General features: G+C 65.0%; 17 protein-coding genes. 10 read left to right on the forward strand and 7 right to left on the reverse strand.

All coding sequences use genetic code 11. From position 1 onward, the window contains the following. The 3 genes from QQL28_RS00005 to QQL28_RS00020 form a co-directional block, all read left to right on the forward strand. Window positions 1–859 (forward strand): hypothetical protein (locus tag QQL28_RS00005; RefSeq protein WP_284259987.1); only part of this gene is annotated, 859 nt, incomplete at its 5' end. Between the two features lie 641 nt (window positions 860–1,500). Next, entirely contained in the window at window positions 1,501–1,695 is a 195-nt protein-coding gene (locus QQL28_RS00015; protein WP_431309558.1) for a hypothetical protein, read from the forward strand. Between the two features lie 322 nt (window positions 1,696–2,017). After that, window positions 2,018–4,480, forward strand: coding sequence for a putative bifunctional diguanylate cyclase/phosphodiesterase (locus QQL28_RS00020; protein WP_284259989.1), 2,463 nt, complete (start codon window positions 2,018–2,020; stop codon window positions 4,478–4,480). Here the strand turns inward: QQL28_RS00020 and QQL28_RS00025 are convergent. The 3 genes from QQL28_RS00025 to QQL28_RS00035 all read right to left on the reverse strand — a co-directional run bounded on the left by QQL28_RS00025 (window position 4,466) and on the right by QQL28_RS00035 (window position 9,604). Next, window positions 4,466–5,737 (reverse strand): serine hydrolase domain-containing protein, encoded by a 1,272-nt coding sequence (locus tag QQL28_RS00025; RefSeq protein ID WP_284259990.1) that lies wholly within the window; start codon window positions 5,735–5,737, stop codon window positions 4,466–4,468. The genes QQL28_RS00020 and QQL28_RS00025 overlap by 15 nt on opposite strands. A 126-nt stretch (window positions 5,738–5,863) precedes the next feature. After that, the gene (locus QQL28_RS00030) at window positions 5,864–6,427 is read right to left on the reverse strand and encodes a nitroreductase family protein (protein ID WP_284260521.1); all 564 of its coding nucleotides are present in this window, start codon (window positions 6,425–6,427) and stop codon (window positions 5,864–5,866) included. A 111-nt stretch (window positions 6,428–6,538) separates the two neighbouring features. Next, window positions 6,539–9,604 carry an autotransporter domain-containing protein gene (locus tag QQL28_RS00035; protein ID WP_284259991.1) on the reverse strand — a complete coding sequence of 1,022 codons (3,066 nt, stop codon included), beginning with the start codon at window positions 9,602–9,604 and terminating at the stop codon, window positions 6,539–6,541. Window positions 9,605–9,849: 245 nt separating this feature from the next. Here QQL28_RS00035 and QQL28_RS00040 point away from each other — a divergent pair, with 245 nt between their 5' ends. Next, window positions 9,850–10,755, forward strand: coding sequence for a hypothetical protein (locus tag QQL28_RS00040; protein WP_284259992.1), 906 nt, complete (start codon window positions 9,850–9,852; stop codon window positions 10,753–10,755). Here QQL28_RS00040 and thrS read toward each other — a convergent pair. Continuing rightward, on the reverse strand, window positions 10,752–12,800 hold the full coding sequence (thrS, locus tag QQL28_RS00045; RefSeq protein WP_284259993.1) for a threonine--tRNA ligase: 2,049 nt from the start codon (window positions 12,798–12,800) through the stop codon (window positions 10,752–10,754). The genes QQL28_RS00040 and thrS overlap by 4 nt on opposite strands. A gap of 408 nt (window positions 12,801–13,208) precedes the next feature. Here thrS and QQL28_RS00050 point away from each other — a divergent pair, with 408 nt between their 5' ends. The 3 genes from QQL28_RS00050 to QQL28_RS00060 all read left to right on the forward strand — a co-directional run bounded on the left by QQL28_RS00050 (window position 13,209) and on the right by QQL28_RS00060 (window position 16,117). After that, window positions 13,209–14,375 (forward strand): COG3904 family protein, encoded by a 1,167-nt coding sequence (locus tag QQL28_RS00050; RefSeq protein ID WP_284259994.1) that lies wholly within the window; start codon window positions 13,209–13,211, stop codon window positions 14,373–14,375. A gap of 63 nt (window positions 14,376–14,438) precedes the next feature. Next, window positions 14,439–15,617: an MFS transporter gene (locus QQL28_RS00055; protein WP_284259995.1), complete on the forward strand. Its 1,179-nt coding sequence runs from the start codon at window positions 14,439–14,441 to the stop codon at window positions 15,615–15,617. Between the two features lie 104 nt (window positions 15,618–15,721). Further along, window positions 15,722–16,117: a hypothetical protein gene (locus QQL28_RS00060; protein WP_284259996.1), complete on the forward strand. Its 396-nt coding sequence runs from the start codon at window positions 15,722–15,724 to the stop codon at window positions 16,115–16,117. A gap of 69 nt (window positions 16,118–16,186) precedes the next feature. On the opposite strand, the gene QQL28_RS00065 is transcribed toward QQL28_RS00060, so the two are convergent. After that, on the reverse strand, window positions 16,187–17,530 hold the full coding sequence (locus QQL28_RS00065) for an alpha/beta hydrolase (protein WP_348522470.1): 1,344 nt from the start codon (window positions 17,528–17,530) through the stop codon (window positions 16,187–16,189). A 327-nt stretch (window positions 17,531–17,857) separates the two neighbouring features. Between QQL28_RS00065 and QQL28_RS00070 the strand changes: the two genes are divergently transcribed. Then, window positions 17,858–19,225, forward strand: a complete 1,368-nt coding sequence (locus QQL28_RS00070) for an APC family permease (RefSeq protein WP_284259998.1) — start codon at window positions 17,858–17,860, stop codon at window positions 19,223–19,225. Between the two features lie 2 nt (window positions 19,226–19,227). After that, window positions 19,228–20,442, forward strand: coding sequence for a hypothetical protein (locus QQL28_RS00075; protein WP_284259999.1), 1,215 nt, complete (start codon window positions 19,228–19,230; stop codon window positions 20,440–20,442). Between the two features lie 113 nt (window positions 20,443–20,555). On the opposite strand, the gene QQL28_RS00080 is transcribed toward QQL28_RS00075, so the two are convergent. After that, complete coding sequence (locus QQL28_RS00080; RefSeq protein WP_284260000.1) at window positions 20,556–20,726, reverse strand: hypothetical protein; 171 nt, start codon at window positions 20,724–20,726, stop codon at window positions 20,556–20,558. Window positions 20,727–20,829: 103 nt separating this feature from the next. Continuing rightward, window positions 20,830–21,168, reverse strand: coding sequence for a membrane protein insertion efficiency factor YidD (gene yidD, locus QQL28_RS00085; RefSeq protein ID WP_284260001.1), 339 nt, complete (start codon window positions 21,166–21,168; stop codon window positions 20,830–20,832). A 250-nt stretch (window positions 21,169–21,418) separates the two neighbouring features. Between yidD and QQL28_RS00090 the strand changes: the two genes are divergently transcribed. After that, a complete protein-coding gene (locus tag QQL28_RS00090) occupies window positions 21,419–22,306 on the forward strand; it encodes a COG3904 family protein (RefSeq protein ID WP_284260002.1) in 888 nt (295 codons plus the stop codon). The last annotated feature ends 55 nt before the right edge of the window (window positions 22,307–22,361 follow it).

A 22,361-nucleotide genomic window follows, 5' to 3' on the forward strand; every position in this document is an offset into this window, starting at 1 on the left:
GCCGAGCCTGCCGCCGACGCTGACGCAGCCGGCTTCGCCCACCATCCCGCCCTCCGTCGCGACCGTTCCGCCAGCCGCGCCCATGGGGGCGGCCGCGCCCGGCCAGGCCGTGCTGTCGCTCACCGCGAAATACGGCAAGGATCTGCCGCCGATCACCAGTGGCCTCGTCTGGCGGGTGTTTGCCGACCGTCCAGACGAGAACGGCACGTTCAAGCTGATCCGCGAGGATCGCAACGCCACGCCCAACATCGTGCTCCCGCCCGGCAATTACGTCGTGCACGTCGCCTTCGGCCTTGTCAGCGCGGTGCGCACGGTGAGCCTCAAGGCCGAGACCGACCGCGAAGCCTTCGTGCTGCCGGCGGGAGGCCTGCGCATCGAGGGCCGCGTCGGCACCAGCCGCATTCCGCAGAACCAGATCTCGTTCGCGATCTACAAGGGCAGCCAGTTCGAGGCCGGCGAGCGCGCCTCGCTGGTGCCGAACGTCGCCGCCGGCGATGTCGTGCTGATCCCGGAGGGCACCTACTACATCATCTCCAACTATGGCGACGCCAATTCGGTGGTGCGCTCCGACATCCGCGTGCAGGCCGGCAAGCTCACGGATGTAACCATCACCCACCGCGCCGCCGTGATCACACTGAAGCTCGTCAGCGACAAGGGCGGCGAGGCGCTCGCCAACACCGCCTGGTCGGTGCTCACGCCCGGCGGCGACGTGATCAAGGAATCGATCGGCGCCTTCCCGCGCGTCGTGCTCTCCGAAGGCGAATACCGCGCCATCGCCAAGAACGAGGGCAAGGTCTATGAGCGCGGCTTCAACGTCGTCAACGGCGTCGACGGCGAAGTCGAAGTCGTCGCGCGCTAGACATCATTTCCGACAGCGTAGCGCCTAGACCAGCACGGCGAAGGCAGGGGTCGGCTGCTGCCTGCTCGAGTAATAGAGATGGTAGCCCGCAAACGGCTCGCACCAACTCGCGTGCACTATCCGCATCACCACGGGCGAGCACGCGGCACACAGCTGTGGTTGGAGGCTCCTGCCGCGCTACCACGCTTCTCATTCAGCGCACGAAAGGCCGGCCAGGGTCTCGTCGATCTGTCGGCGCGATCGCGGAAGCCAAGTGTGACGCCGGCGCTGACGGACGCCGATCGCCGTGCCATCGCCGACATTCTCGCCAGTGTTACCGTCGAGGGCGATCGCTATCCGGCGCATTTGCAGGCGCGAGTCGGCCGCTGATGCGCGCCACCGGATTGGCCGGTGAGTCTGCGCTCACCGGTCATCCCGCCTCATGTTCCCTTTGAATGCGCGTGCGAAAGCGCCACCAAGCCGTCATAAAGCGCAAGGCTTGGGGAAACACCGCCCCTGCCACGTAATTCCGATAATCAATTTGGTTCTCTTTCGCTCCTGCTGCGTTATATGTCGGGCATCCGTCCAAGGGGGCCGGATACGCGGGTCGGTGGTCTTGGCCTCGCGTGGCCGGCAAAGAGCAGGGGGCGCAGCCCGTCGGCATGTTCGAAGTGGTCCTAGCGAGGCGCAAGCGGTTTGGCTGGCGGTGGCAGGTATGCGACCAGTCAGGCAGGGTGTTTGCCGACGGCTTCGAGCGCACCCGTCCGGCGGCCAAGTATCAGGGTGAACGCGCGCTGTTCTTCCTCCTGTCCCAGGCCTATCTGAACAACCGGTCGGCGGCCTCGAGCGAGGACTGACGGGCGTGACGCGGCCTGACGATCTCAGATGCGAGTTGGCGGACGGCGTCGGCGCCTTGCTCCGTCATCGCGAACGCAGCGAAGCAATCCAGAATCTCTCCGTGGAAAGACTCTGGATTGCTTCGTCACTTAGCTCCTCGCAATGACGGGTCTGTAGAGGCAGTGTACGCCATTGCTCCAACCGTCATAGTCCCTAACGGGCACTAACCATCGCTCGACTTAAAACTGTCATAATCGCCGTTCGTGTGCTGCACGCAAACTCCTTTTACACGCCGTTAAGAGCGCCTGCCTTGGATGCCGTGGGAGAGTGCGTGGGGAAGACATGAGTGCCGCGAAGAAAGCGCTGGGAAAACCGGCCACCGAAATGTTTGACGACATCCCGGTGCTTCAGCGCAAATGGCGCGCCGCCCTTCGCCCGGGCGAACGGTTGCCGCGTTATGAAGACGTGATGCTGGGGAGCCTCGGACGGCTCGCCGACCATATCGCGCTGCTCAGATATGACGGCACGCTCGAACTGTCGCGCAGCGGGCGCTACGTGCAGACATGGCTTGGTGACGAGCGCTGGGACATTTCGGTTGCCGCTCTCGCTCCGGATTGCGCCACTGCGTTGATCGAGGCCGCGGCGAATGCGCTCGACGAGGGCCGGCCGCATCTTGCAAACGCGCATTGCGTCCGCGACGGCATGGTCAGGACCTACGACGTGCTGGCTCTGCCGACCACCTCGCGCTGGGGCACTACCCTTATCGGCGCCTACATCAACGAACGCGGCACGCAATACAATCTTCTGGATGCGATCTTCTCCGCGACCGACGATGCGGTCGTGTCACTGGCGACGCTGCGCGACGCCGATGGACAGCCGTTCGATTTCCAGGTCGTGCACCACAACAAGAGCGCCGAGTTGATCCTGAAGCTTCCGAGCGGCAGCTTGCTGTGGCGCCGCCTCGGGGAGCGCGCCAATTTGCTGGCTTCGCCCGATGTCCGGGAACTGCTGCTTGCGGTCGTCTGTGGCGGCCGCGGTGAGCAACTCGAGATCGAGACCGACGGCCGCTATCTTCGGCTCAGCGCCACGGCCTTTGCCGACGTGGTTTCACTTACGATGTCCGATGTTACCGCGCTGAAGCGGCGTGACGCCTCGTTCCGGCTGCTGTTCGACAACAACCCGATGCCGATGTGGGTGTTCGACGCGGAAACCAAGCAGTTCCTCAGCGTCAATGACGCGGCGGTCCAGCATTACGGCTATAGCCGCGCCACCTTCCTGCGCATGAGATTGCCGGAGATCTGGCCTAGGGACGAATGGGATAGCCACAGCGAGGCGCTCGAATGCATCGGCGACACCTATCGCTCCACACGCAACTGGCGGCACCTGCGCGCTGACGGCAGCGAGATCGAGGTGCTGACCTTCGGTCGCCGTGTCACCTTCGACGATCGCGAGGGGTATCTGGTCGCGGTGGTCGACATCACCGAGCGGCGCAAGGCCGAGGCGCGCATCGCCTACATGGCGCATCATGACGGGCTTACCAATCTGCCGAACCGGGACTATTTCCAGGAGCGCCTGAAGCAGGCGCTGGACCAGGCCGGCGGCAAGCGGGTCGGCGTGCTCTGCATCGACCTCGACTTGTTCAAGAACATCAACGACTCCTTTGGTCATCCCATGGGCGACCGCCTGCTCAAGGAGGTCGCCGAACGTCTGCGCACCGTGATCCGCGGCACCAATCTTGCGGCGCGGCTCGGCGGTGACGAGTTCGCGGTGATCCTGGCCGCCGACGTCTCCCCGAACGAAGCCAGCGCCTGCGCAAGCCTGTTGATCGAGATGTTGAGCGCGCCTTACGAGATCGACGGCCTGGAACTGGTGATCGGCGCCAGCATCGGGATCGCGCTCTCGCCCGGTGATGGTTTGACGTCAGAGGATCTGATGCGCAATGCCGACATGGCGCTCTACCGGGCGAAATCGGATGGCGGTGGCGTGCACCATTTCTTCGAAAAGGAGATGGACCTCCAGGCGCAGAAGCGGCGCGACATGGAGCTGGATCTGCGGCACGCCTTTGCCAATGGCGAGTTCGAGCTGCACTACCAGCCGCTGGTCTCGATCGTCTCCGATCGCATCTCGGGCTTCGAATCCCTGTTGCGCTGGCGGCACCCCGAAAAGGGCATGATCTCGCCGGCCGAGTTCATTCCGGTCGCCGAGGATATCGGCCTGATCACCCAACTCGGCGAGTGGGTGCTGCGCGAAGCCTGCGGCGAGGCGGTGAAATGGCCTGTCGATATCAAGGTCGCGGTCAACCTGTCGCCGGCGCAATTCCGCAGCCGCAACCTGGTCCAGGTCGTGATCTCGGCGCTGGCGCAATCGGGCCTGGCGCCGAAGCGGCTCGAGCTCGAGATCACAGAATCGATCTTCCTGGCCGAGACCGATGCCAATCTTGCCACGCTGCACCAGTTGCGCGAACTCGGTGTCGGCATCTCCATGGACGATTTCGGCACCGGCTATTCGAGCCTGAGCTATCTGCGCAGCTTCCCTTTCGACAAGATCAAGATCGATCGTTCTTTCGTGAAGGATCTTGCGGAGCGCCCCGACTGCGTCGCCATCGTTCGCGCGATTTCGGGGCTTGGCCGCAGCCTCAACATTACGACGACGGCGGAAGGCGTGGAGACCGAGGATCAGCTCGACTGGTTGCGCGCAGAGGGGTGCAACGAGGTGCAAGGCTTCCTGTTCAGCGCGGCGCGTCCCGCCGGCGAGATCACGCAGCTGCTGGCCAAGTTCGGACAGCGCGCCTCACGGGCGGCGTAGCTCGGGAGGGTAGGCGTCGTAGACGAGGGCCTTGAAAGCAGGCGTGATGCGGCCGCGCTCGCTCTGGGTCTGCTGCATCATGACGTAGATCATGTCGAGCTTGGGATCGACGCCGAAATAGGTGCCGCTGCCGGAATCCCATTTCAGTTCGCCGATCGAGCCTGGCGGCGGCGGTTTGGCATTGCCGGGATCGGTGCGCACCGCAAGGCCGTATCCATAGCCGAAGCCGTCGCCCGGAAAATAGAAATAGTCGCGATCGACGCCCGAGCCGGGGCCGATGTGATCCGTCGTCATGTCCTTGAAGGCGGCGGGACTGAGATAGCGCTTGCCGTCGAGCTCGCCGCCATTGAGCAGCATCTGCGCAAAGCGCCCGTAGTCGGTGATGGTCGAGAGCAGGCCGCCGCCGCCGGATTCCCACTCGGGATGGGCGAGACGATCACGCTCGGCGTCGAGCAGGATGGTGTCGTTCGGCAGCGGCCGCGCCATCCGCTTGAACTCGTCGTGCGTCGTCAGCTGGAATTTGGTGCTGGTCATGCCGAGCGGATCGAGCACGTTCTGCTTGAGATATTCGTAAAGCGTCTGCCCCGAGATCACCTCGATGACGCGGCCGAGCACGTCGGTGGAATGGCCGTAGCGCCAGATCGTGCCGGGCTGGCGCGCCAGTGGCAGCGCAGCGATGCGTTCGGCGAACTCCCGGTTGTCGAATGGGCCGGCGAAGATCATGGCATTATGATAGGCCTGCTCGACCCATTTGGCGCCGATATAGTCGTAGCTGATGCCCGATGTGTGCCGCATCAGGTCCCTGATGGTCACCGGATGGATCGGCGGCACCATTTCGAGTGCGAGCGTGCCGTCGGGATTGGTGACCTCCACTCCCACCTTGGTGCTGGCGAAGGAGGGGATGTAATTCGACACGGGATCAGCGAGGGCGAGCTTGCCGGCGTCGATCAGCATCATCGCTCCCAGGCTCGTGATCGGCTTGGTCATGGAATGGATGGCGAAGATCGTGTCCGGCGTCATGGCCAGGCCGGTCCGGACGTCGCACACGCCGAAGGTCTTCAGATAAAGCGGCTTGCCGTGCTGCTGAACCAGGATGACTGCCCCCGGCAGCCGGTGGGTTGCGACCTCGTTGGCGAAGAACGCGGTGATGCGCTCGAGCTGGTCGGGCGAGGGGGCCGGGATGGCGTTCGCGCGGGCTCGCACGGTGCCCGCGAGCAGCGCTGCGCCTGCGAGAAATGTTCGTCGCGTGGTGGTCATGGCGGGAGCCCGCGCAGCGTCACGCGGCGGCATGGGCGTGAGCAAGCTTCACTTCGGTATCCTGCCCGGCCGACGCAACGGGATCAAAGCCGGAAGACGAGCGGCCCGTCAACTCCCAGGCGTCGACTAGAACCGCGTCACAATCTCCGAGAGCGCCGGGCGCGGGCGGTCTTCGCTCGGCTTGGTCGGCCTGCCGATGTGCACGAGGCCGGCGAGCTTCTCGTCTGGCTTCAGCCCGAGCCCTTCCAGCACGTCGCGATCGAAGGCGAACCAGCCGGTCAGCCAGCACGCGCCGTAACCGAGCGCAGTCGCGGCCGTGACGATATTCATGGCGCTGGCGCCGGCCGACAATTCCTGCTCCCAGGCCGGCACCTTCGGATGCGGCTTGGTGAAGCTGACGATGCCGATGACGAGCGGCGCATCGGTGAGCCGCTTCCTTTCGACCTCGATGTCGGCCGCCGGTGCGCCCGGATTCTTGCGCGCGAACACGCGCGCGATCACTTCGCCGGCGCGCATCCGGGCCTCGCCCTCGAAGACGATGAAGCGCCAGGGCGCGAGCTTGCCGTGATCCGGCACGCGCGCGCCGATGGTGAGGATCGTCTCGAGCTCGGCAGGCGAGGGGCCGGGCCCCGTCATCTCGCGCGGCTTGACGGAGCGGCGGGTCTTCAGGAGGTCGATGGCGTCGGGCACGGGAAGCTCTCTCATCGGATCAATTCGGGCATGGCATTAGCATGCGATCCTGCCGGCCACGAGACCGTAGACCCCCCGTTTAGACGGATTGTGATCGGCGCCGGCTGTAACTCACCAAGTGTAGCGCGCCACACCCTTGCCTGCATAGGAGCGTGTGACAGCGGAGAACTCACCTTCGAACGCCGCGGCAGCCGACCAGCCGTTGGCCCACTTCATTTCGATCGACGTCGTGGTGAGCGAGGAGTCGCGCGCTTGCGCCGCGCCGTTGACCGCAAAGCTCGCGCCCGGCAGTACCAGGAAGGTTGCAGCCGCCGAGCGGTCTGGGTTGAAGTCATGCGCCCAGGCGAGGCGGCTGCGCAAGGTGAGGATGCCATCGCGCACGGCAAAGGACTTGTCGGCGCGCAGGCCGAGCTCGCTGCGGGTGTCGGTCACGCGCTTGCCGGCGTAGCTCAGGGCAAAGGTCGATGCACCCGACACGACCTGTTCGGCATAGGCCGGTTGATCGAAGACGGTCGCTTGCGCTGCTGCATAAGGTGTGAGGCCGAGTCCGCCGGCCACGGGCGCAACATAGCGATAGCCGCCTTCGGCGCGACCCGCCCACGCATTGGCCTTGAACGCGGCGCGCAAGCGATCGACGCCGGAGATGGTGACGGTGCGGTCGGTGGTGATGTCCTGCCATCCATAGGCAAGCGCCGCGGTGATAAAGGCAGGCCCCTCGAAGTGGCGCACATAGAGGCCCGCCTGGAACAGATCGGAGCGGCCGGAGCCGAGGCCATTCACGCCAAAACTGGTGCCGCCGCCGGCGAGCGCAAAGCCGGCCACCGTGCTTGGCGATATCAGGTAGTCGGCGCCGACCGCGGTGGCGTAGGTGCGGCTGGTCGCGTCGTTCGATCCGACGGCAGTGCTGCCGCTGGTGGATTGCGAGCCGCCGATGCCGGCCGCCCAAACGCTCCAGCGCTGTGCGAAACTGTCAGGCGGTGCATCAGGCAGCATCGCGAACGCGTCGGTCCGCTTGCGGGCGCGATCCTCGTCCGTAAAGCCGGTTGCGCCGCTCGCTCCTGCGCCCGGCGTGCGCTGGAAGAAGGGATCGGCGAGTAAGGTCGCAAACCGGGTCATCGCGTCGAACGTGGTCTGCTGCGGCGCGGTGCCGAGCTCGCCGGACGCCTGTGTCAGACCCGACGGCGTCAACGCGCCGTAGACCAGCGGAATGCCGCCGTTCGCATTGAAGAAATTGGTCAATGCGTTGCCGACGGCCTGCTGGTTGCCGTTCAGTCCGCCCGGAATGGCGAAGTCCAGGACGAGATTGAGATAGGCGTCGTTGGCATCGTAGCTCAGAGTCGTGCGGAAGTTGGCCGGCAGGTTGGTGTTCACCAGCGAACTGAAGGTGCCGGAGATACCCGCATCTGCGGTCAGGATGGTGTAGGTCTTGCTGACGTAGCTGCCGTTGGCGAATACCGCATTTACCGTCGCACCGCCGAGTGTCGCAGCACTGGTTACGCTTGCATATGATGCCGCCGCAGGATCGAGCTGCACCAGATAGGTCGCGCCGGATTGCAAAGCGAGGTTGCCGACGATCGTCAACGACGAGCCGGGCGTGCCGTTGCCCGGCGCGAGCGTGCCGCCGGCATTGACGGTCAACGTCTGCGGAGCGACGGTGCCCGTGCCGGTCAAGGTGCCGCCCGCGTTGACCGTCATCGCCGAAGTGGTGATCGTCCCCTCGACGTCGAGCACGCCACCATTGACGTTGGTCGCGCCGGAATAGAGGCCGATGCCGTTCAGCACCAGCGTTCCGCTGCCGATCTTGGTGAGCCCTCCGGCGCCGTCGATGGCGCCGGCAAGCGTCGCGGTGTGGCCGTTGGTATCGAAGGTGCCGCCGCCCGCATTGAGCGTCACGGTCCGGCTGGTGGTGAAATCCGCCAAAAACTGCAACGTGCCGCCACCGAAGGCGAGGCTGCCGGACGCCGCGCCCAGGTTGGCGTCGGAGCTGATGGCTAGCGTGCCCTGATTGATGCTCCAGGACGTCACCGCCGTCGTCGTACCCGTCAGCATCCAGGTGCTGCTGCCGGTCTTCCCGAAGGTCGAAAAACCCTGATACTGCGCTGACGAGCCGATGCTGGAGACGTCGAACGTGCTGTCGGTCGAGCCGCCGAGCCGGAACGTATCGGTGCCGGTGCCGACGACGTTGCCTGTGATCACCGACCCGGCCCAGAGCTCCAACACGTTGCTGCCGCCCGTGAAGGTGATCGCGTTGGCGCGGGTCGAAGCGTCGTTCATTCCCCCAGAAATCGAGCCGCTGTTGATGATGGTGAGGTCGGCGCCCACAACGCCGGCGCCGCCCGTGCCGTCAGCTCCATACGCCGCCGACGACGAGGCCGTGCCCGCACTGCCCGCATCGCCGCCGACGATGCTCCCCGAATTGATGAGCGTACCCCCGCCAGCGAAGTAGACGGCCGCACCGCCATCGCCGCCATCGCCCGCCGCGGATGCTTGGCTGCTGGTGGGCGCGTTGCCGCCTTTGCCGCCATTGCCGCCGGCGATGGTGCCGGTATTGGTGAGGACGCTGCTGCCGGTCAGGAAGACTCCATAGCCTCCGTCGCCGCCGTTGCCGGCATAGCCGTTCCCAGCAGTCACCGCGCCGCCATTGCCGCCGCTGCCGCCGCTGATGGTGCCGGTGTTGGTATAGGCGAGACCGCTGCCATTGACGACGACGCCATAGCCGCCGGCGCCGCCGCCACCGCCGGCGTAGTTGCCGGACGTCGAGCCGCCGCGCCCGCCGTTCCCGCCGGTGATCGTCGCGGCATTGGTGGTGTCGGTGGTCACGGCGGCGCCGTGTCCGCCGCCACCGCCGCCACCGCCGCCGTGGCTCGAGTCGCCATTGGTGCCATTGGTGCCGTTTCCTCCTCCAGCAGCGCCACCAGCGCCACCGGCGACCGTACCTGTGAAATCTGCCCCACCGTTACCGCCGGTGACCCCGGCGCCGCCGCCGCCGGCGCCACGGCTCGCCGCCAAGGGCGCATTGCCCCCGTCGCCCCCCGTGCCTGTCGCGGAGCTGGTTCCGCCATTTTGGAAGCTAGGGGTTGGGCTGCCGCCCGCACCGCCGCTCGTCGCCTGCGCGAAAGCCGGGCCAGCCGCGGCAAGCCACAGCGCCGCCGCAAGCCAGAATGGCCGGGCGCGCATCTGTGGAATTTTCAAAGCGCCCTGATCGGACGCACCAGCGAACAACACCTCAGCCCCTTGCACGAAGTCGCATGCGCCGCGCCAGCCAAACGACGCGCGATCTGCGCAGGCGTACCCACGTCGTGTCGCGCCGAGAACTGCGACTTTTTGGGTGGATTGCGCGATCGGCAGCCGCTTGAGGCTTGTGTGCAACACCAGAGCCGTGCCAACGGAGATTGCCCACACTCCTTCCGTTCGTGCCTGCAATGTCCGTCCCGCAGCTCACCCCCTCACCAGATGCCGTTGCCGCGCTGCGCCGTCATCCCGATTTTTCACGCGCGATGCGGTCGTCGGCGGAGGGAGCGGTGGCGATCTACCGGACCAACAGGCTCCTCAACCTGCTCCTCAGCGACCGCGCGCGGGCGCTGTTCACCCATGTCGCGCTCTATCTGCATTTTGGCGGGAGGGACCCCGGCCTGACCGTCGGTGCGATGAAGGACCTCTGCGTCGAGTTGGGCCTTTGCAGCCGCGGCCGCTGCGAGGCGTTGCTGGCCCTGATGCGCGCGGGCGGGTTGTTGATGGCGGCGCCCAATCCCGATCGCCGAAAACGTCTGCTGGCGCCGACCGAGAAGCTGCTCGCCCTGCATCGGGTACGCTGGGCGCGGCAGTTCGAGGCGATGCGATGCCTGTTTCCGGAAGCTGCGGACTATCTTGCGGCCGTGAACGATCCGGCGTTTGTCAGCGCCTTCGCCACAGCGCTCGGCCGGCGTTTCGTCGCGGGCCTTCGCGTTCTCGACAATGCGCCGGACCTCGAGCCGTTCGCGGAGCGCAACGCCGGCGTCGTGATCCTGTTCAGCCTTACGCTTGCGGGGAGGGAGGGCGACACATTTCCTCCGGCAGAACCAGTGCAGCTCTCGATCAACGCGCTTGCGAAGACTTTCTCGGTCTCGCGCAAGCACGTCCTGTCGCTGCTGCGGGATGCCGAGGACAAGAGCCTGCTGGTGCGCGGCGGAGCCGCGAACAACGAGGTCACGCTGTCGCCGCGCGGCCGCGAGGCGCTGGAGAAGATGCTCGCCACCATGTTCCTCTATCTCGCGCGATGCGCGGACGAGGCGCTCGGCGCTTGCACGGGAAGCGCCGAGCCGTCGTTACAGACTGCAACGGCCGGTTAGGCCGCCGCAGTCGTCCGCATCCGCTGGACATCCGGCGGGGTCGCCTCATCGAGAAGCGCAGCCAGCGCCTCCTGCGTCGGCATCACCTTCTGGCCGTCGCTGCCGAGGCGGCGGACGGAAACCGAATGCGTCTCGGCCTCCTTCTTGCCGACCACGAGCAGCGCCGGGATCTTGGCCAGCGAGTGCTCGCGGACCTTGTAGTTGATCTTCTCGTTGCGCAGGTCGATCTCGACCCTAAGGCCTGCACGCCGCGCCTGCTCCACCACCTGCTTGGCGTATTCGTCTGCTTCCGAGGTGATGGTCGTGACCACCACCTGCACCGGCGAGAGCCAGAGCGGGAAGTTGCCGGCATAGTGCTCGATCAGGATGCCGATGTAGCGCTCCATCGAGCCGCAGATCGCGCGGTGCACCATCACCGGCGGCTTCTTGCCGCCGTCATGGTCGATGTAGAACGCGCCGAACCGTTCCGGCAGGTTGAAGTCGACCTGCGTAGTGCCGCACTGCCAGTCGCGGCCGATGGCGTCGCGCAGCACGTATTCGAACTTCGGCCCGTAGAACGCGCCTTCGCCCGGATTGATCTCGGTCTTGATGTGGTTGTTCTGCGTCTGGATCTCGCGCAGCACGGTGGCCATCACGCGTTCGGCGTGATCCCACATGGCGTCGGTGCCGACGCGCTTGTCGGGGCGGGTCGACAGCTTGACGGTGAGGTCGCCGGTGAAGCCGAAATCCGCGTAGGTCGACAGGATCAGGTCGTTGATCTTCAGGCACTCGTCGGCGAGCTGATCCTCGGTGCAGAAGATGTGTGCGTCGTCCTGGGTGAAGCCGCGCACGCGCATCAGGCCGTGCATGGCGCCGGACGGCTCGTAGCGATGCACCACGCCGAACTCGGCGAGCCGCAGCGGCAGGTCGCGGTAGCTCTTCAGGCCGTGCTTGAAGATCTGCACGTGGCCGGGGCAGTTCATCGGCTTCAGCGCGAACCAGCGCTTGTCCTCGGCCTCGTCGCCGGCGGACTGTGCCGCGAACATGTTCTCGCGATACCAGCCCCAATGGCCGGAGGTCTCCCACAGCACCTTGTCGAGGATCTGCGGGGCGTTGACCTCGCTATAGTCGCCGGTCAGGCGGCGCCGCATATAGGAAATGAGCTGCTGGAAGATGGTCCAGCCCTTGGGGTGCCAGAACACGACGCCCGGACCTTCTTCCTGGAAGTGGAAGAGGTCGAGCTCGCGCCCGAGCTTGCGATGGTCGCGCTTCTCGGCTTCCTCGATCTGCTTGAGGTAAGCGTCGAGGTCCTCCTGCTTGGCGAAGGCGGTGCCGTAGATGCGGGTCAGCATCGGGTTGTTGGAATCGCCGCGCCAATAGGCGCCGGCCACCTTCATCAATTTGAAGGCGTTGCCGATCTTGCCGGTCGAGGTCATGTGCGGGCCGCGGCACAGATCGAACCAGTCGCCCTGGAAATAGATCTTGATCGGCTCACTGCCGGGAATGGCGTCGACCAGCTCGACCTTGAAGGCCTCGCCCTTGTCGCGGAACACCTGCTTGGTCTTCTCGCGGTCCCACACTTCCTTGGTGAAGGGTTTGTCGCGCGCGATGATCTCGCGCATCTTCTTCTCGATTCCCGCAAAATCTTCCGGGGTGAACGGCTCGTTGCGGAAGAAGTCGTAATAGAAGCCGTTCTCGATCACGGGGCCGATGGTGACCTGGGTGCCCGGCCACAGCGATTGCACGGCTTCCGCCAGCACGTGCGCGCAATCATGGCGGATCAATTCCAGCGCGCGTGGATCGTCGCGGTTGACGAACTCGATCTTGGCGTCAGCCTCGATGGGATCATTGAGATCGGCGAGCGCGCCGTCGAGCGCCATCGCTACCGTGCGCTTGGCAAGCGACGGCGAGATGCCCTTGGCGATGTCGAGGCCGGTCATGCCCTTGTCGAATTGGCGATTGGCGCCGTCGGGGAAGGTGAGGGTAATCTTGGCGGCCGGGGTCACGGGCTTCAAATTGCTGAGGCTGTACTGGAAGCCGGACTCGGACTTGTGGTCGTCGGACATTGTATTTCTCCTGAAGCTCACTCCTGCGAACGAGCGCAGGTAAGCGGGAACGAGCGGTATATCAGGCGATTCGGCCTGCGCAATCGGGCAAAACGAGGAAATTGCCTGCGAACATCCCGTTTCGAAGCCCGGAGCCGGACGCGATCTTGACGTTGCATGCGTCCACAGGTTGTTGTTTCATAGGGCTTATCGGGGATCGACTGCGGGTTTGGGGTTGGTTGTTTCGTGACGTTCGTTGGATCGACTTGCCTCAGGAAAGGCGCCGGCATTGTCCTCGTCACATTTCTGACAATGGTCGGCGGGCCGACGTCTGGTCCTGCCTTGGCCGCGCCAGTCGCGGGCCGCGTCTCGCCGGCGCCTCTGACGCCGCAGCCAAGTCGGCCGTTGCCGGCACGCCCGGTGCCACAAATGCGGCCAAAGACGCCGGCGACCTCGCAACGGCCGATCACGTTCTATGTCGTCAAAGGGAAGCCGGACGCCTGTGGCCGCGGTTGCGACCGCTGGATTGCCGCTGAAGGCACGATCGACGCCGGAGCCGCACCACGGTTTCGCAAATTCCTGCAGAAAGTCCCCGATCGCGGCCTGCCGATCTATTTCTCCTCGCCCGGCGGCAATCTGGATCAGGCCGTGACGATGGGCGCCATGCTCCGGGAGCGGTCCGCAGTGGCGCGGGTCGGGCGCACGGTGGCGGAGGAGTGTGGCTTCGAGGCCCAGGACGGCGACGTCTGTCTGCAGCTGAAGGCTTCGGGGCGGGAATTGCGCGGCAATCTCGCCACCCGCGGGGCGGTTTGCGCCTCGGCATGTCCCTATCTGATCCTCGGCGCAACGACACGGGAGATCGCTCCAGATGCCGTGCTCGGGGTGCACTCGCCCAAGGTCGTGACCTTCTTCCGTGTCGGGACGCCGACTGCGGAGATGCGCGCGGCAGCAAACAAGCGAGGCCTCGATCGGGCCGATCAGTTGCTGACGAACTACATCACCAGGATGGGCGGCGACCTCGGTCTGCTCAGGCTCGCCGACACCGTGAGATATGAGGACATGCACGTGCTCACGCGCGACGAGATCGCGCGGTTCGGCATCGACCGGCGCGCGCACGTTGAGACGCCGTGGCTGTTTGAGTTCAGCACGCGAAGCATGGTGCAGAAGATCGTCGCCGAGCGGAATGAGACCGACAAATCCTTTCGCCTGATTGCCTGGCGCCTGACATGCTTCGACCTCGATCGTTTCGCGCTCGAGTTCCGGCGTCCGGCGGCGTCGGCGGCCAGCCCCGCATCGGTTCGCGTGGCGCTGGGAAGCACCAATTCGCTGGCGCTCATCTCGAATCCCGTCACGACGCAGGGATTTGAGTTCTGGGGCACGCAATTCAGAAAGGCCACGCTGCTTTCGCTGTCGGACGCGCCAAACTTCGATTTCACGGAGGCGGCGCAGGGACCGGACGGCGTCGGGCCTTCCCGCACTAGCCGGCTCTCGAACGAGGGGTTGGCATCTGCACTCGACCGGCTACTCGCCACCTGCGCACCGGCAAAGGTGAACACGGCCGGTGCGCGCAGCGACATCGTGGATCCGGCGAAATAGATTTGGCGAAATAGACCTGGTCCGCCCTTCCGCGCCGTGCCGTTGCTGCCTACATGCACCTGCATGAAATCCGATCCCGCCGCCCGCCGTTTCGCGCCAACCGCCCTGATGCTTGGAAATGTCGTCACCGGCTGCTCGGTGCTGGCGCCGGCCGGAATGCTCCCTGAATTGTCCTCGGGACTGGACATCAGCATCCGCACTGCGGGCCTTCTGATCACCTTCGGCGCCATCACGCTCTGCATCGGCTCGCCGCTGACGGCGTGGCTGACCAGCCGGATCGAGCGGCGCCTGCTGCTCACCGTAACGCTTGCGCTGCTTACCGTCGGCAATATCGGCTCGGCCTTCGCACCCGACTATGCGAGCCTGCTCACCATCCGCCTGGTGATGCTTGCGATCGGTGCGCTCTACACGCCGCAGGCCGCGGGCACTGCGGCGATCATCGTGCCGGTCGAAAAGCGTGGCAGCACGATCGCCTATGTGTTTCTCGGATGGTCGATTGCCGCGGCCGTCGGGCTGCCGCTGATTACCTTCATCGCCAGTCACTATGGTTGGCGGACCTCCTACGGCGCGATCGGCGGGCTCGGCTGTCTCAGCTTCCTCCTGTTGCTATGGCGCCTGCCGGCGGGGCTGAAGGGCACGCCGGTCGATTTGAAGACCTGGAGCGAAGTCGGGCGCAATCGCACCATCGTGCTGCTGCTCGCTATCACCATGCTCCAGATGTCCGGGCAGTTCGTCGTCTTCACCTTCATGGGGCCGCTCCTGAAGAAGCTGACGGATGCCAGTCCCGATGCGGTCGGTCTGGTCTTCGGCGTCTACGGTGTCTGCGGCTTCCTCGGCCTCCTCATTGCCACGCGCATCGTCGACACTTGGGGGCCCTACAGGACCTCGATTCTGTTCACGAGCCTGTTGCTCGCGGGCATCGCCGGATGGGCGCTCGGTGCCGGCAATCTTGCGCTGATGATCGCCTCGGTCGCGATCTGGGGGTTGGGCTTTGCCTCGACCAACTCGATGCAGCAGGTTCGCCTGGTCGCGGCCGCGCCGTCGCTGGCGCCGGCCACCGTCTCGCTCAATACGTCCGTGCTCTATATCGGGCAGGCCGTGGGCTCGGCAGCGGGCGGGGCCTTGTTCGCGCGCGATCTCTTGCACACGATCGGCTTCGTGGCGGCCGGCTTCGTCGTCCTCGCGCTTGCCGTCGTCGGGCTGACCCGGCCCCGGCCGGCCGTGGCAACGGTCGCGGCATAGTGCAAAGCCCATCACATCCAGTTTTCCCCCGCAGCGGACGCTTGGCAAACAGCGCAGGACGGCGCTAGAAGGCGAGGGTTGGAGACCAACGAGAGCTGACTGAGATGAGGATGATTCTGGCGCTTGTCGCGGTGCTTTATTCGGCCGCCGCTTTTGCGCAAACCGATACGCCGATGGTCGGCGACAAGCCGCTGGTGCAGGTCAAGCCCAAGGGGGCCAGCAAGGGGACCAAGGAGGCGGCCGCCAAGGGCAAGCCCGAGGCGGCTGCGCCGAAGGGCAAGCCGCAGTCCACCGCGGTCAGGCTGCAGGCCTGTCTCGACGTCGATGACGGCACCAAGGACCGGCTCAACTGCTACGACGGGGTGATCCCGCCGCAGCCGAAGCCGAAGCCCGCGAAGGCCAAGGGCGTTGCCGATTGCCGGTTCTTCAAGGAAGAGGACGAGCGCCTGGCCTGCTTCAACGGTTTTGCGGAAAGCATCCCGAAGCTGCCCAAGAACTGATTCGAAGGACTGATTCGAAGATCTGCTTTCGCCTGATCAGAGCGAGTGCGGATCCGCATCTCGCCGATTCTAGCGGCTCGATGAGGATGACGGACTCGCCGCCACGCGCGTCAGCGCCAGCGACGGCGTTGCTGACATCTTGACCAGCACGTCCTTGAGCGGATTTTGCGTCCAGGCGCGGGTCACATAGTCGCGATGCCTGATGCCGTCGCCGGTCTCTACGAACACCACGCTGCCGGGACGCAAGGGGCCATCCATGTCCTCGGAGACGCTGATGCCCTTTTGCCGGAGCATGCTCATCAGCTCGCGATCGCGCCGCGCCGTGTAGTGGGTGTAGGAGCTGACGAAGAAGCCGGAGCGGTGGCTCTCGATCCATGAGGCGAACTTGTCGAGCTCGCCATAGACGGCGTCGAGCAGCACGACGCCGCGAACGCGGTCGCTGATGCCGCCGACCTCGAGGCTCCAGGCGGTCGGCAGGAAACCGCCGCTATAGCCGACGACGACGATCGGCATGTTGGCGAAGGCGCGCGCGCTGTTGGGATCGCCGTAGAGACGAGCGAGATGCTCGCTGGATTCCGCCATGAAGCGCTTGAGCCCGCCGGGCTGCCAGAACTTGCCGGCGCTGGAATCGGCGGCGTCAACCGCCATCTGCGGTGCAAGCAGCACGGCATTGGCGCCGGACTCGGAGATCTGCTGCGGCACCAATTGCCGGTCGCGCACGTCGCGCTCCAGCGTCGCGCCGTTGCCGTGGAAGAACACCACGATCACGCCCGGCTTGCGTACGTCGAAATGCTCGGGCACGTGCACGAGCACGCGGCTGTCATTGTAGGTCTCGTCCTGCCAGAGCACGCGTCCCGAATAGCTGCGATGGCCGCGGCGATCGCCCTTCGAGATGTTGAGGAAGGGTGCGTCCGAGGCCGGATTGTTGCCGAAATAGGGGAAGGCCGACGACTTCATGCTGACGAGCGTCGTCAGGTCGTCGCGCTGCGGACGCTGATAGGGCACCTGCGGCTCGAGCGAGGCGACCTTGTAGGAGGCGGTTGCCGGCGTTTGCACCGCGCGCTTCGGCGAGAAGTCCGACATCTGCCGTTGCAGGAAGCTTTCGCTTGCGGTGGGGAAGCGCTCCTTGAATTGAGGGGCCGGAAAGCGATCCTCGAACGTGTCGCCGCTCGCGACTTGCGTGCTGGTCTTGGCGACGATCTGGGTATTGGCTTGAACGTTGGCCTGGCTGTTTGCGGCCAGCGTCGTTGGGTTGGGGGCCTGGCCGCATTGAACCAGCGCCAGCGAGAGCGGCGCCAAGACTGAGGCGAGGCCGATCCGGCAGGCAAGTCGAAGCGCACGACGATGCATGCCAGGCGATCTCGCCCGGTCAGCACTCATGGCTGCTTCAACTCTCGGATCGGCCCCGACCATCCACCCACTAACCCCAAGTCACTAGTCCCAAGGCAATCGGCAATCTTGAGCTAATTCAGCCGATTGGCGTTTAGGTGACGTTAAGCTTCCGGAGAAAACTCCCCACATCCGGAACGATCGAAAGGACCACGCAATCGTGTCGCGATTGTGGGAGGGAGGGTCGGCTTTCTTGGCGCGGCGGCAGGTTTATTGCACGCAAGAGCGCATATGTGGTGCTGAAATACCGCTTTCGATTGCCTCATTTAACCCTTGTTAACCCTGCTTGAATTGACTGGACCAATCTGCACGATGCTTGGGAGAGGCGTGAGGCCTCAGCTAAGGACGGCGATGACGGCATCAGATGCGGGAAGCGCGGCGTGGACGAGCCGGCGTCTCGGAGGCGGGTCTGGCGTTTCCGTCCTGGTGGCGACCGCGATCGTCGTTGCCGACATGGTCGGCGTCGGGGTGTTCACCAGCCTCGGCTTCCAGGTCAAGGACATCCCGTCCGGCTTCTCGATCCTGCTGCTCTGGACGGTCGGCGGCATCGTCGCGCTATGCGGCGTGTTCTCCTACAGCGAACTCGGGGCGATGTTCCCGCGCTCGAGCGGCGAGTACAATTTTCTCGGCCGCGCCTATCATCCCGCATTCGGTTTTCTCGCCGGCTGGGTCTCGGCGACCGTCGGCTTTGCCGCACCGGTCGCGCTTGCGGCGATGGCGTTCGGCCAATATGCGAAGTCGGTCATTCCGACATTGCCGCCGATCCCGCTCGCCATCGGCGTGGTGTGGCTGGTGTCGATCGTGCAGCTCACCGGCGCCAAACACTCCTCGACCTTCCAGCTCGTCTCGACCATTCTGAAAGTCATTCTGATCGTGGCTTTCCTGGTCGCGGGCTTTGCGATCGGCGTAAAGCAGCCGGTGTCGTTCATGCCGGCGTCGGGCGACTTCGGCCACATTACCAGCGCGCCCTTCGCGATCGGGCTCGTCTTCGTGATGTACTCCTTCTCCGGCTGGAACGCGGCGACTTACATCATCGGCGAGCTGCACATGCCGCAGCAGAGCCTGCCGCGCGCGATGTTCGCAGGTACGCTGATCGTGATGGTGCTCTATGTGGCGCTGAACGCGGTGTTTCTCTACGCAACCCCGATGGACAAGCTTGCCGGCCAGCTCGAGGTCGCGAGCGTCGCCGGTACGGCGATCTTCGGCGACCTCGGCGGCCGCATCGTCGGCGCCATGATCTGCATCGGCCTGATCTCCTCCATCAGCGCGATGATGTGGATCGGTCCGCGCGTCATGATGACGATGGGCGAGGACATCCCAGCGCTCGGCGTGTTCTCCCGGAAATCGGCGAGCGGCGCGCCGGCCTATGCGATCCTGTTTCAGCTCGCGGTCGCCAACGTCCTGCTGTTCACGCGCAGCTTCGAGGCGGTGCTCGACTTCATCCAGTTCGCGCTGTTGTTCTGCTCGTTCTTCACCGTGCTCGGGGTGATCAAGCTGCGCTTCACCGATCCCGCGCTGCCGCGGCCCTACCGCGCCTGGGGCTACCCGGTCACGCCGGTGGTATTCCTGCTCGTGACCGCCTTCATGATGTACTATCTCTTGACCGAGCGGCCGGTTCAGTCGCTGTCGAGTATGCTGATCATGCTCTCGGGCCTGTTGATCTACGCCATTTTCCGCAGGCGGCCGGAAGCCGCTGCAACCTCACACCATCGCGAATAGACATGTTTCGACCCATGAAGATTGCGGCCGTCGCCTTCACCTTGTTGTTCGCGGTCGTGGCCTCCGCGCGTGCGGCCGGCACCGTCACGGCCGACGATACGGCGCGCTTCCTCGCGGGCATGCAGCCATCCGCGGACTCTCCGCTCGTGGCGCTGACCAGGGATCCGTCCTGGCAGCGCCACGCAAAGTTCTTCGACGGCGCCTTCGCCCAGCTCGAGCAGCGGCAGCTTTCCAGGATCCGCGCCTGGTCGGAGGTCAATCTGGCCGCGCCCCGGCCGACCATGTTCTACATGTTCTCGGGGCCGGATTTCCTCTACGCCGACGCGTTCTATTCCAAGGCGAGCACCTACGTGCTTGGCGCGCTCGAGCCGGTCGGCAACGTTCCCGACCTGACGCGCGTGCCGCACGGCGCGATTGCGCCCGCGCTCTACAATGTCGAGCGCTCGCTCGCCTCGATCCTCAGCTTCAGCTTCTTCATCACCAAGCACATGAAGGTCGACCTGCACGCCAACGAGGTCAACGGCACCTTGCCGATCCTCTACGTTTTCCTGGCGCGTTCGGGGAAGACCATACGCAACGTCGAGATGCTCTCGATCGACAACACGGGCGGCCTCCATGCGGCAGGCGACAACGCAGGTCCGAACGCCACCCGCGGCGTGCGCATCACCTTCGCCGGCAGCGACGGCGCGGCGCGGACGCTGTATTACTTCTCGACCGATCTCTCCAATTCCGGCGCGCGCGCGGCCGGCTTCCTGAAGTTCTGCGAGACGCTCGGACCGGGCAACAGCCTGCTCAAGAGCGCGTCGTATCTCCTGCACGCCGGCAACTTCACGATCGCGCGCGACTGGCTGCTCGCCAACAGCGCCACCATCATCCAGGACGATTCCGGCATTCCGCTTGCGAACTACAATGCGCGGCAATGGCGGTTCTTCCCGTTCGGCCGCTACCTCGGCCCGATTGCGGAATTTCCCGGCCGATATCAGGAACGCTATGCCGGGCTCTTCTCGCGCGCCCAGCCGATCGATTTCGGCATCGGCTATCGCTGGCGCATGAATGAATCGAACCTGTTGCTGTCGGTGAAGGTGCCGGGAACCGAGACGCTGCCCGTCGAGACCACCTCGTCCGCCGAACCGACGCCAAAGCCGGTCCGTCCGAAGCGGCCGCGTCCGCCCGAGCCGATCCCGCCGCCGCCGGGACGCTTCTTCTGGTTTCGCTAAGCGCGATGAGATCGCGCTTTAGCCTTTATCGTTGGATCATGATCTCCGCGCAAACGCGTTCCGCGTTTGTCGCGAGGGAAAACCGCTTCACATTTTTCCGGATCATGCTCGAGCTACCAGTGAACGCTCTGGCTCGGAACGATGAAGGCCGTCGTACCTGGCGGCGTTGCGAGGCTTGTTGCCAGGTACCAGCCGGCGCCGAGGACGAGGGTGAGCAGCGCGATGATGGCGATCAGGTCGATGGTCCTGCTGTCGTGACCGTGGGGGCTGATTTTCCAGCGCATTGTTGTTTCCTCCCGATGGGAGCACGACAACAACGCGATTGTAGCACCTGCGGTTCCGCGCACGTCAGGGTTGCGCGACGCGATTGGAAGCGCTGCAGCGAAATCAGGGAGCGTTGACGCCGCGCCAGCGTCCGTAGCGCCAGGGCAGATACCAGCGCGCGCCTTGCGGGGCCGTCAGCGGCACATTGTCGATGCCTGACGTTCCGAACGGGTGGCAGCGCAGCAGACGCGCGAGCGTCATCCAGCCTCCGGCCCAGAGTCCGAAACGTTCGATCGCCTCATCGCCGTAGACGGAGCAGGTCGGCAGGTGGCGGCAGTTGTAGCCGACGAGCGGCGACAACGTGTGCCGGTACAGCCAGATCAGTCCACGTCCGACGCTGCGCGGCAGGAGCAACAGCGAAGCGGCGATGGTGGAACCAATCTCGGAGTCTGAATGCTTCATGTGCGCTCTGCTGCAAACCTGTGCCGCGAATTGCGCGGTTCCAACGCACGGAACAGTAACCCGTTGCGCGCGTGCCATACTTTGCCTGTTTTCAGGGAGCAGCGCAGCAAGTCTCTATGGACGAGCTGTATTCCCACGGATACCATTTTTGTGACGTTCGTGAGATAGGAACATACGACTGTATGTATAGACTCAACTGGCGCAACTGCGGGATGTTTGCGCGACATTGGGGCTTGGGGAAGGAACCACGTTGAGACTCCTGAGGTCGCTTGATCTTCGCGGTTGGTTGCTGGTGGGAACCACCGCGTGTTGCGTTGCGCTGGCGGGCGCGGTCGCGACCTTCAGCTCCTCCGCACAGGCCGGCGGTACCCTCGAAGAGCGCAAGCTGCCGATGAAGTTCAACTGGGTTGCGTGCGAGCCGAACTGCCGCGGCTGGGTCAGTGCCGTCGGTATCATCACAGCCGATACGCCGAAGGATTTTGAGGATTTTGCGCGTAGTCGCCAGCTTGGCGGGGCGACCGTGGTGCTCGACTCCAGCGGCGGTTCCGTCAACGACGCGATCACGCTCGGGCGGCGCTTCCGTAATCTCGGGCTTCTGACCACCGTCGGTATCAGCGTGCCGAGTCGCGGCGGGCAGGGCGCGCGTTCAGCCATTGCGCCTGAGGCCTATTGCGAGTCCATGTGCGTGTTCCTGCTGCTGGCCGGCAAGACGCGCTACGTGCCGGCCGCCGCCCATGTCCGCGTGCATCAGATCTGGATGGGCGACCGCGCCGACGACGCGCGGGCCGCAACCTACAGCGCACAGGACCTGATGATCGTCGAGCGCGACATTGGCCGGCTCGCCAAGTACACCTTCGATATGGGTGGTGCCGGCGACCTGCTGTCGCTCGCGCTGAATGTGCCGCCGTGGGAAGACCTGCACGAACTGGACGCCACCGAGCTCAAGCTCACCAATCTGGTGACGACCGGCGCCGCTTCCGACGTGCTGCCGCACGTCGATGTCTCGGCCCCCGCGATGGCTGACGCGGCGCCGAAGGCGCAGGACCGCTTCGCGGCGGAACCGGAGCAGCCGGCCAAGTCGACCAAGACGGCGGAAGCTGCCGTCCCGACCGGCGCTGCGGCTGCGCCGCAGAAGTAGGATTTGAAGATATTGATTTCGTCAGGCCGGGGCGCGCGCCTGCGCAAACCCCGAA

The organism is Bradyrhizobium iriomotense (assembly GCF_030160715.1).
GTDB lineage: Bacteria > Pseudomonadota > Alphaproteobacteria > Rhizobiales > Xanthobacteraceae > Bradyrhizobium > Bradyrhizobium iriomotense.

Bases quoted from the DNA above. Each gene is read 5' to 3' on its own strand.
- QQL28_RS00015 (WP_431309558.1), top strand. From the start codon at position 1,501: ATGTTCGAAGTGGTCCTAGCGAGGCGCAAGCGGTTTGGCTGGCGGTGG.
- QQL28_RS00020 (WP_284259989.1), top strand. From the start codon at position 2,018: ATGAGTGCCGCGAAGAAAGCGCTGGGAAAACCGGCCACCGAAATGTTT.
- QQL28_RS00025 (WP_284259990.1), bottom strand. From the start codon at position 5,737: ATGACCACCACGCGACGAACATTTCTCGCAGGCGCAGCGCTGCTCGCG.
- QQL28_RS00035 (WP_284259991.1), bottom strand. From the start codon at position 9,604: ATGCGCGCCCGGCCATTCTGGCTTGCGGCGGCGCTGTGGCTTGCCGCG.
- QQL28_RS00040 (WP_284259992.1), top strand. From the start codon at position 9,850: ATGTCCGTCCCGCAGCTCACCCCCTCACCAGATGCCGTTGCCGCGCTG.
- thrS (WP_284259993.1), bottom strand. From the start codon at position 12,800: ATGTCCGACGACCACAAGTCCGAGTCCGGCTTCCAGTACAGCCTCAGC.
- QQL28_RS00050 (WP_284259994.1), top strand. From the start codon at position 13,209: ATGCGGCCAAAGACGCCGGCGACCTCGCAACGGCCGATCACGTTCTAT.
- QQL28_RS00055 (WP_284259995.1), top strand. From the start codon at position 14,439: ATGAAATCCGATCCCGCCGCCCGCCGTTTCGCGCCAACCGCCCTGATG.
- QQL28_RS00060 (WP_284259996.1), top strand. From the start codon at position 15,722: ATGAGGATGATTCTGGCGCTTGTCGCGGTGCTTTATTCGGCCGCCGCT.
- QQL28_RS00065 (WP_348522470.1), bottom strand. From the start codon at position 17,530: ATGGTCGGGGCCGATCCGAGAGTTGAAGCAGCCATGAGTGCTGACCGG.
- QQL28_RS00070 (WP_284259998.1), top strand. From the start codon at position 17,858: ATGACGGCATCAGATGCGGGAAGCGCGGCGTGGACGAGCCGGCGTCTC.
- QQL28_RS00075 (WP_284259999.1), top strand. From the start codon at position 19,228: ATGTTTCGACCCATGAAGATTGCGGCCGTCGCCTTCACCTTGTTGTTC.
- QQL28_RS00080 (WP_284260000.1), bottom strand. From the start codon at position 20,726: ATGCGCTGGAAAATCAGCCCCCACGGTCACGACAGCAGGACCATCGAC.
- yidD (WP_284260001.1), bottom strand. From the start codon at position 21,168: ATGAAGCATTCAGACTCCGAGATTGGTTCCACCATCGCCGCTTCGCTG.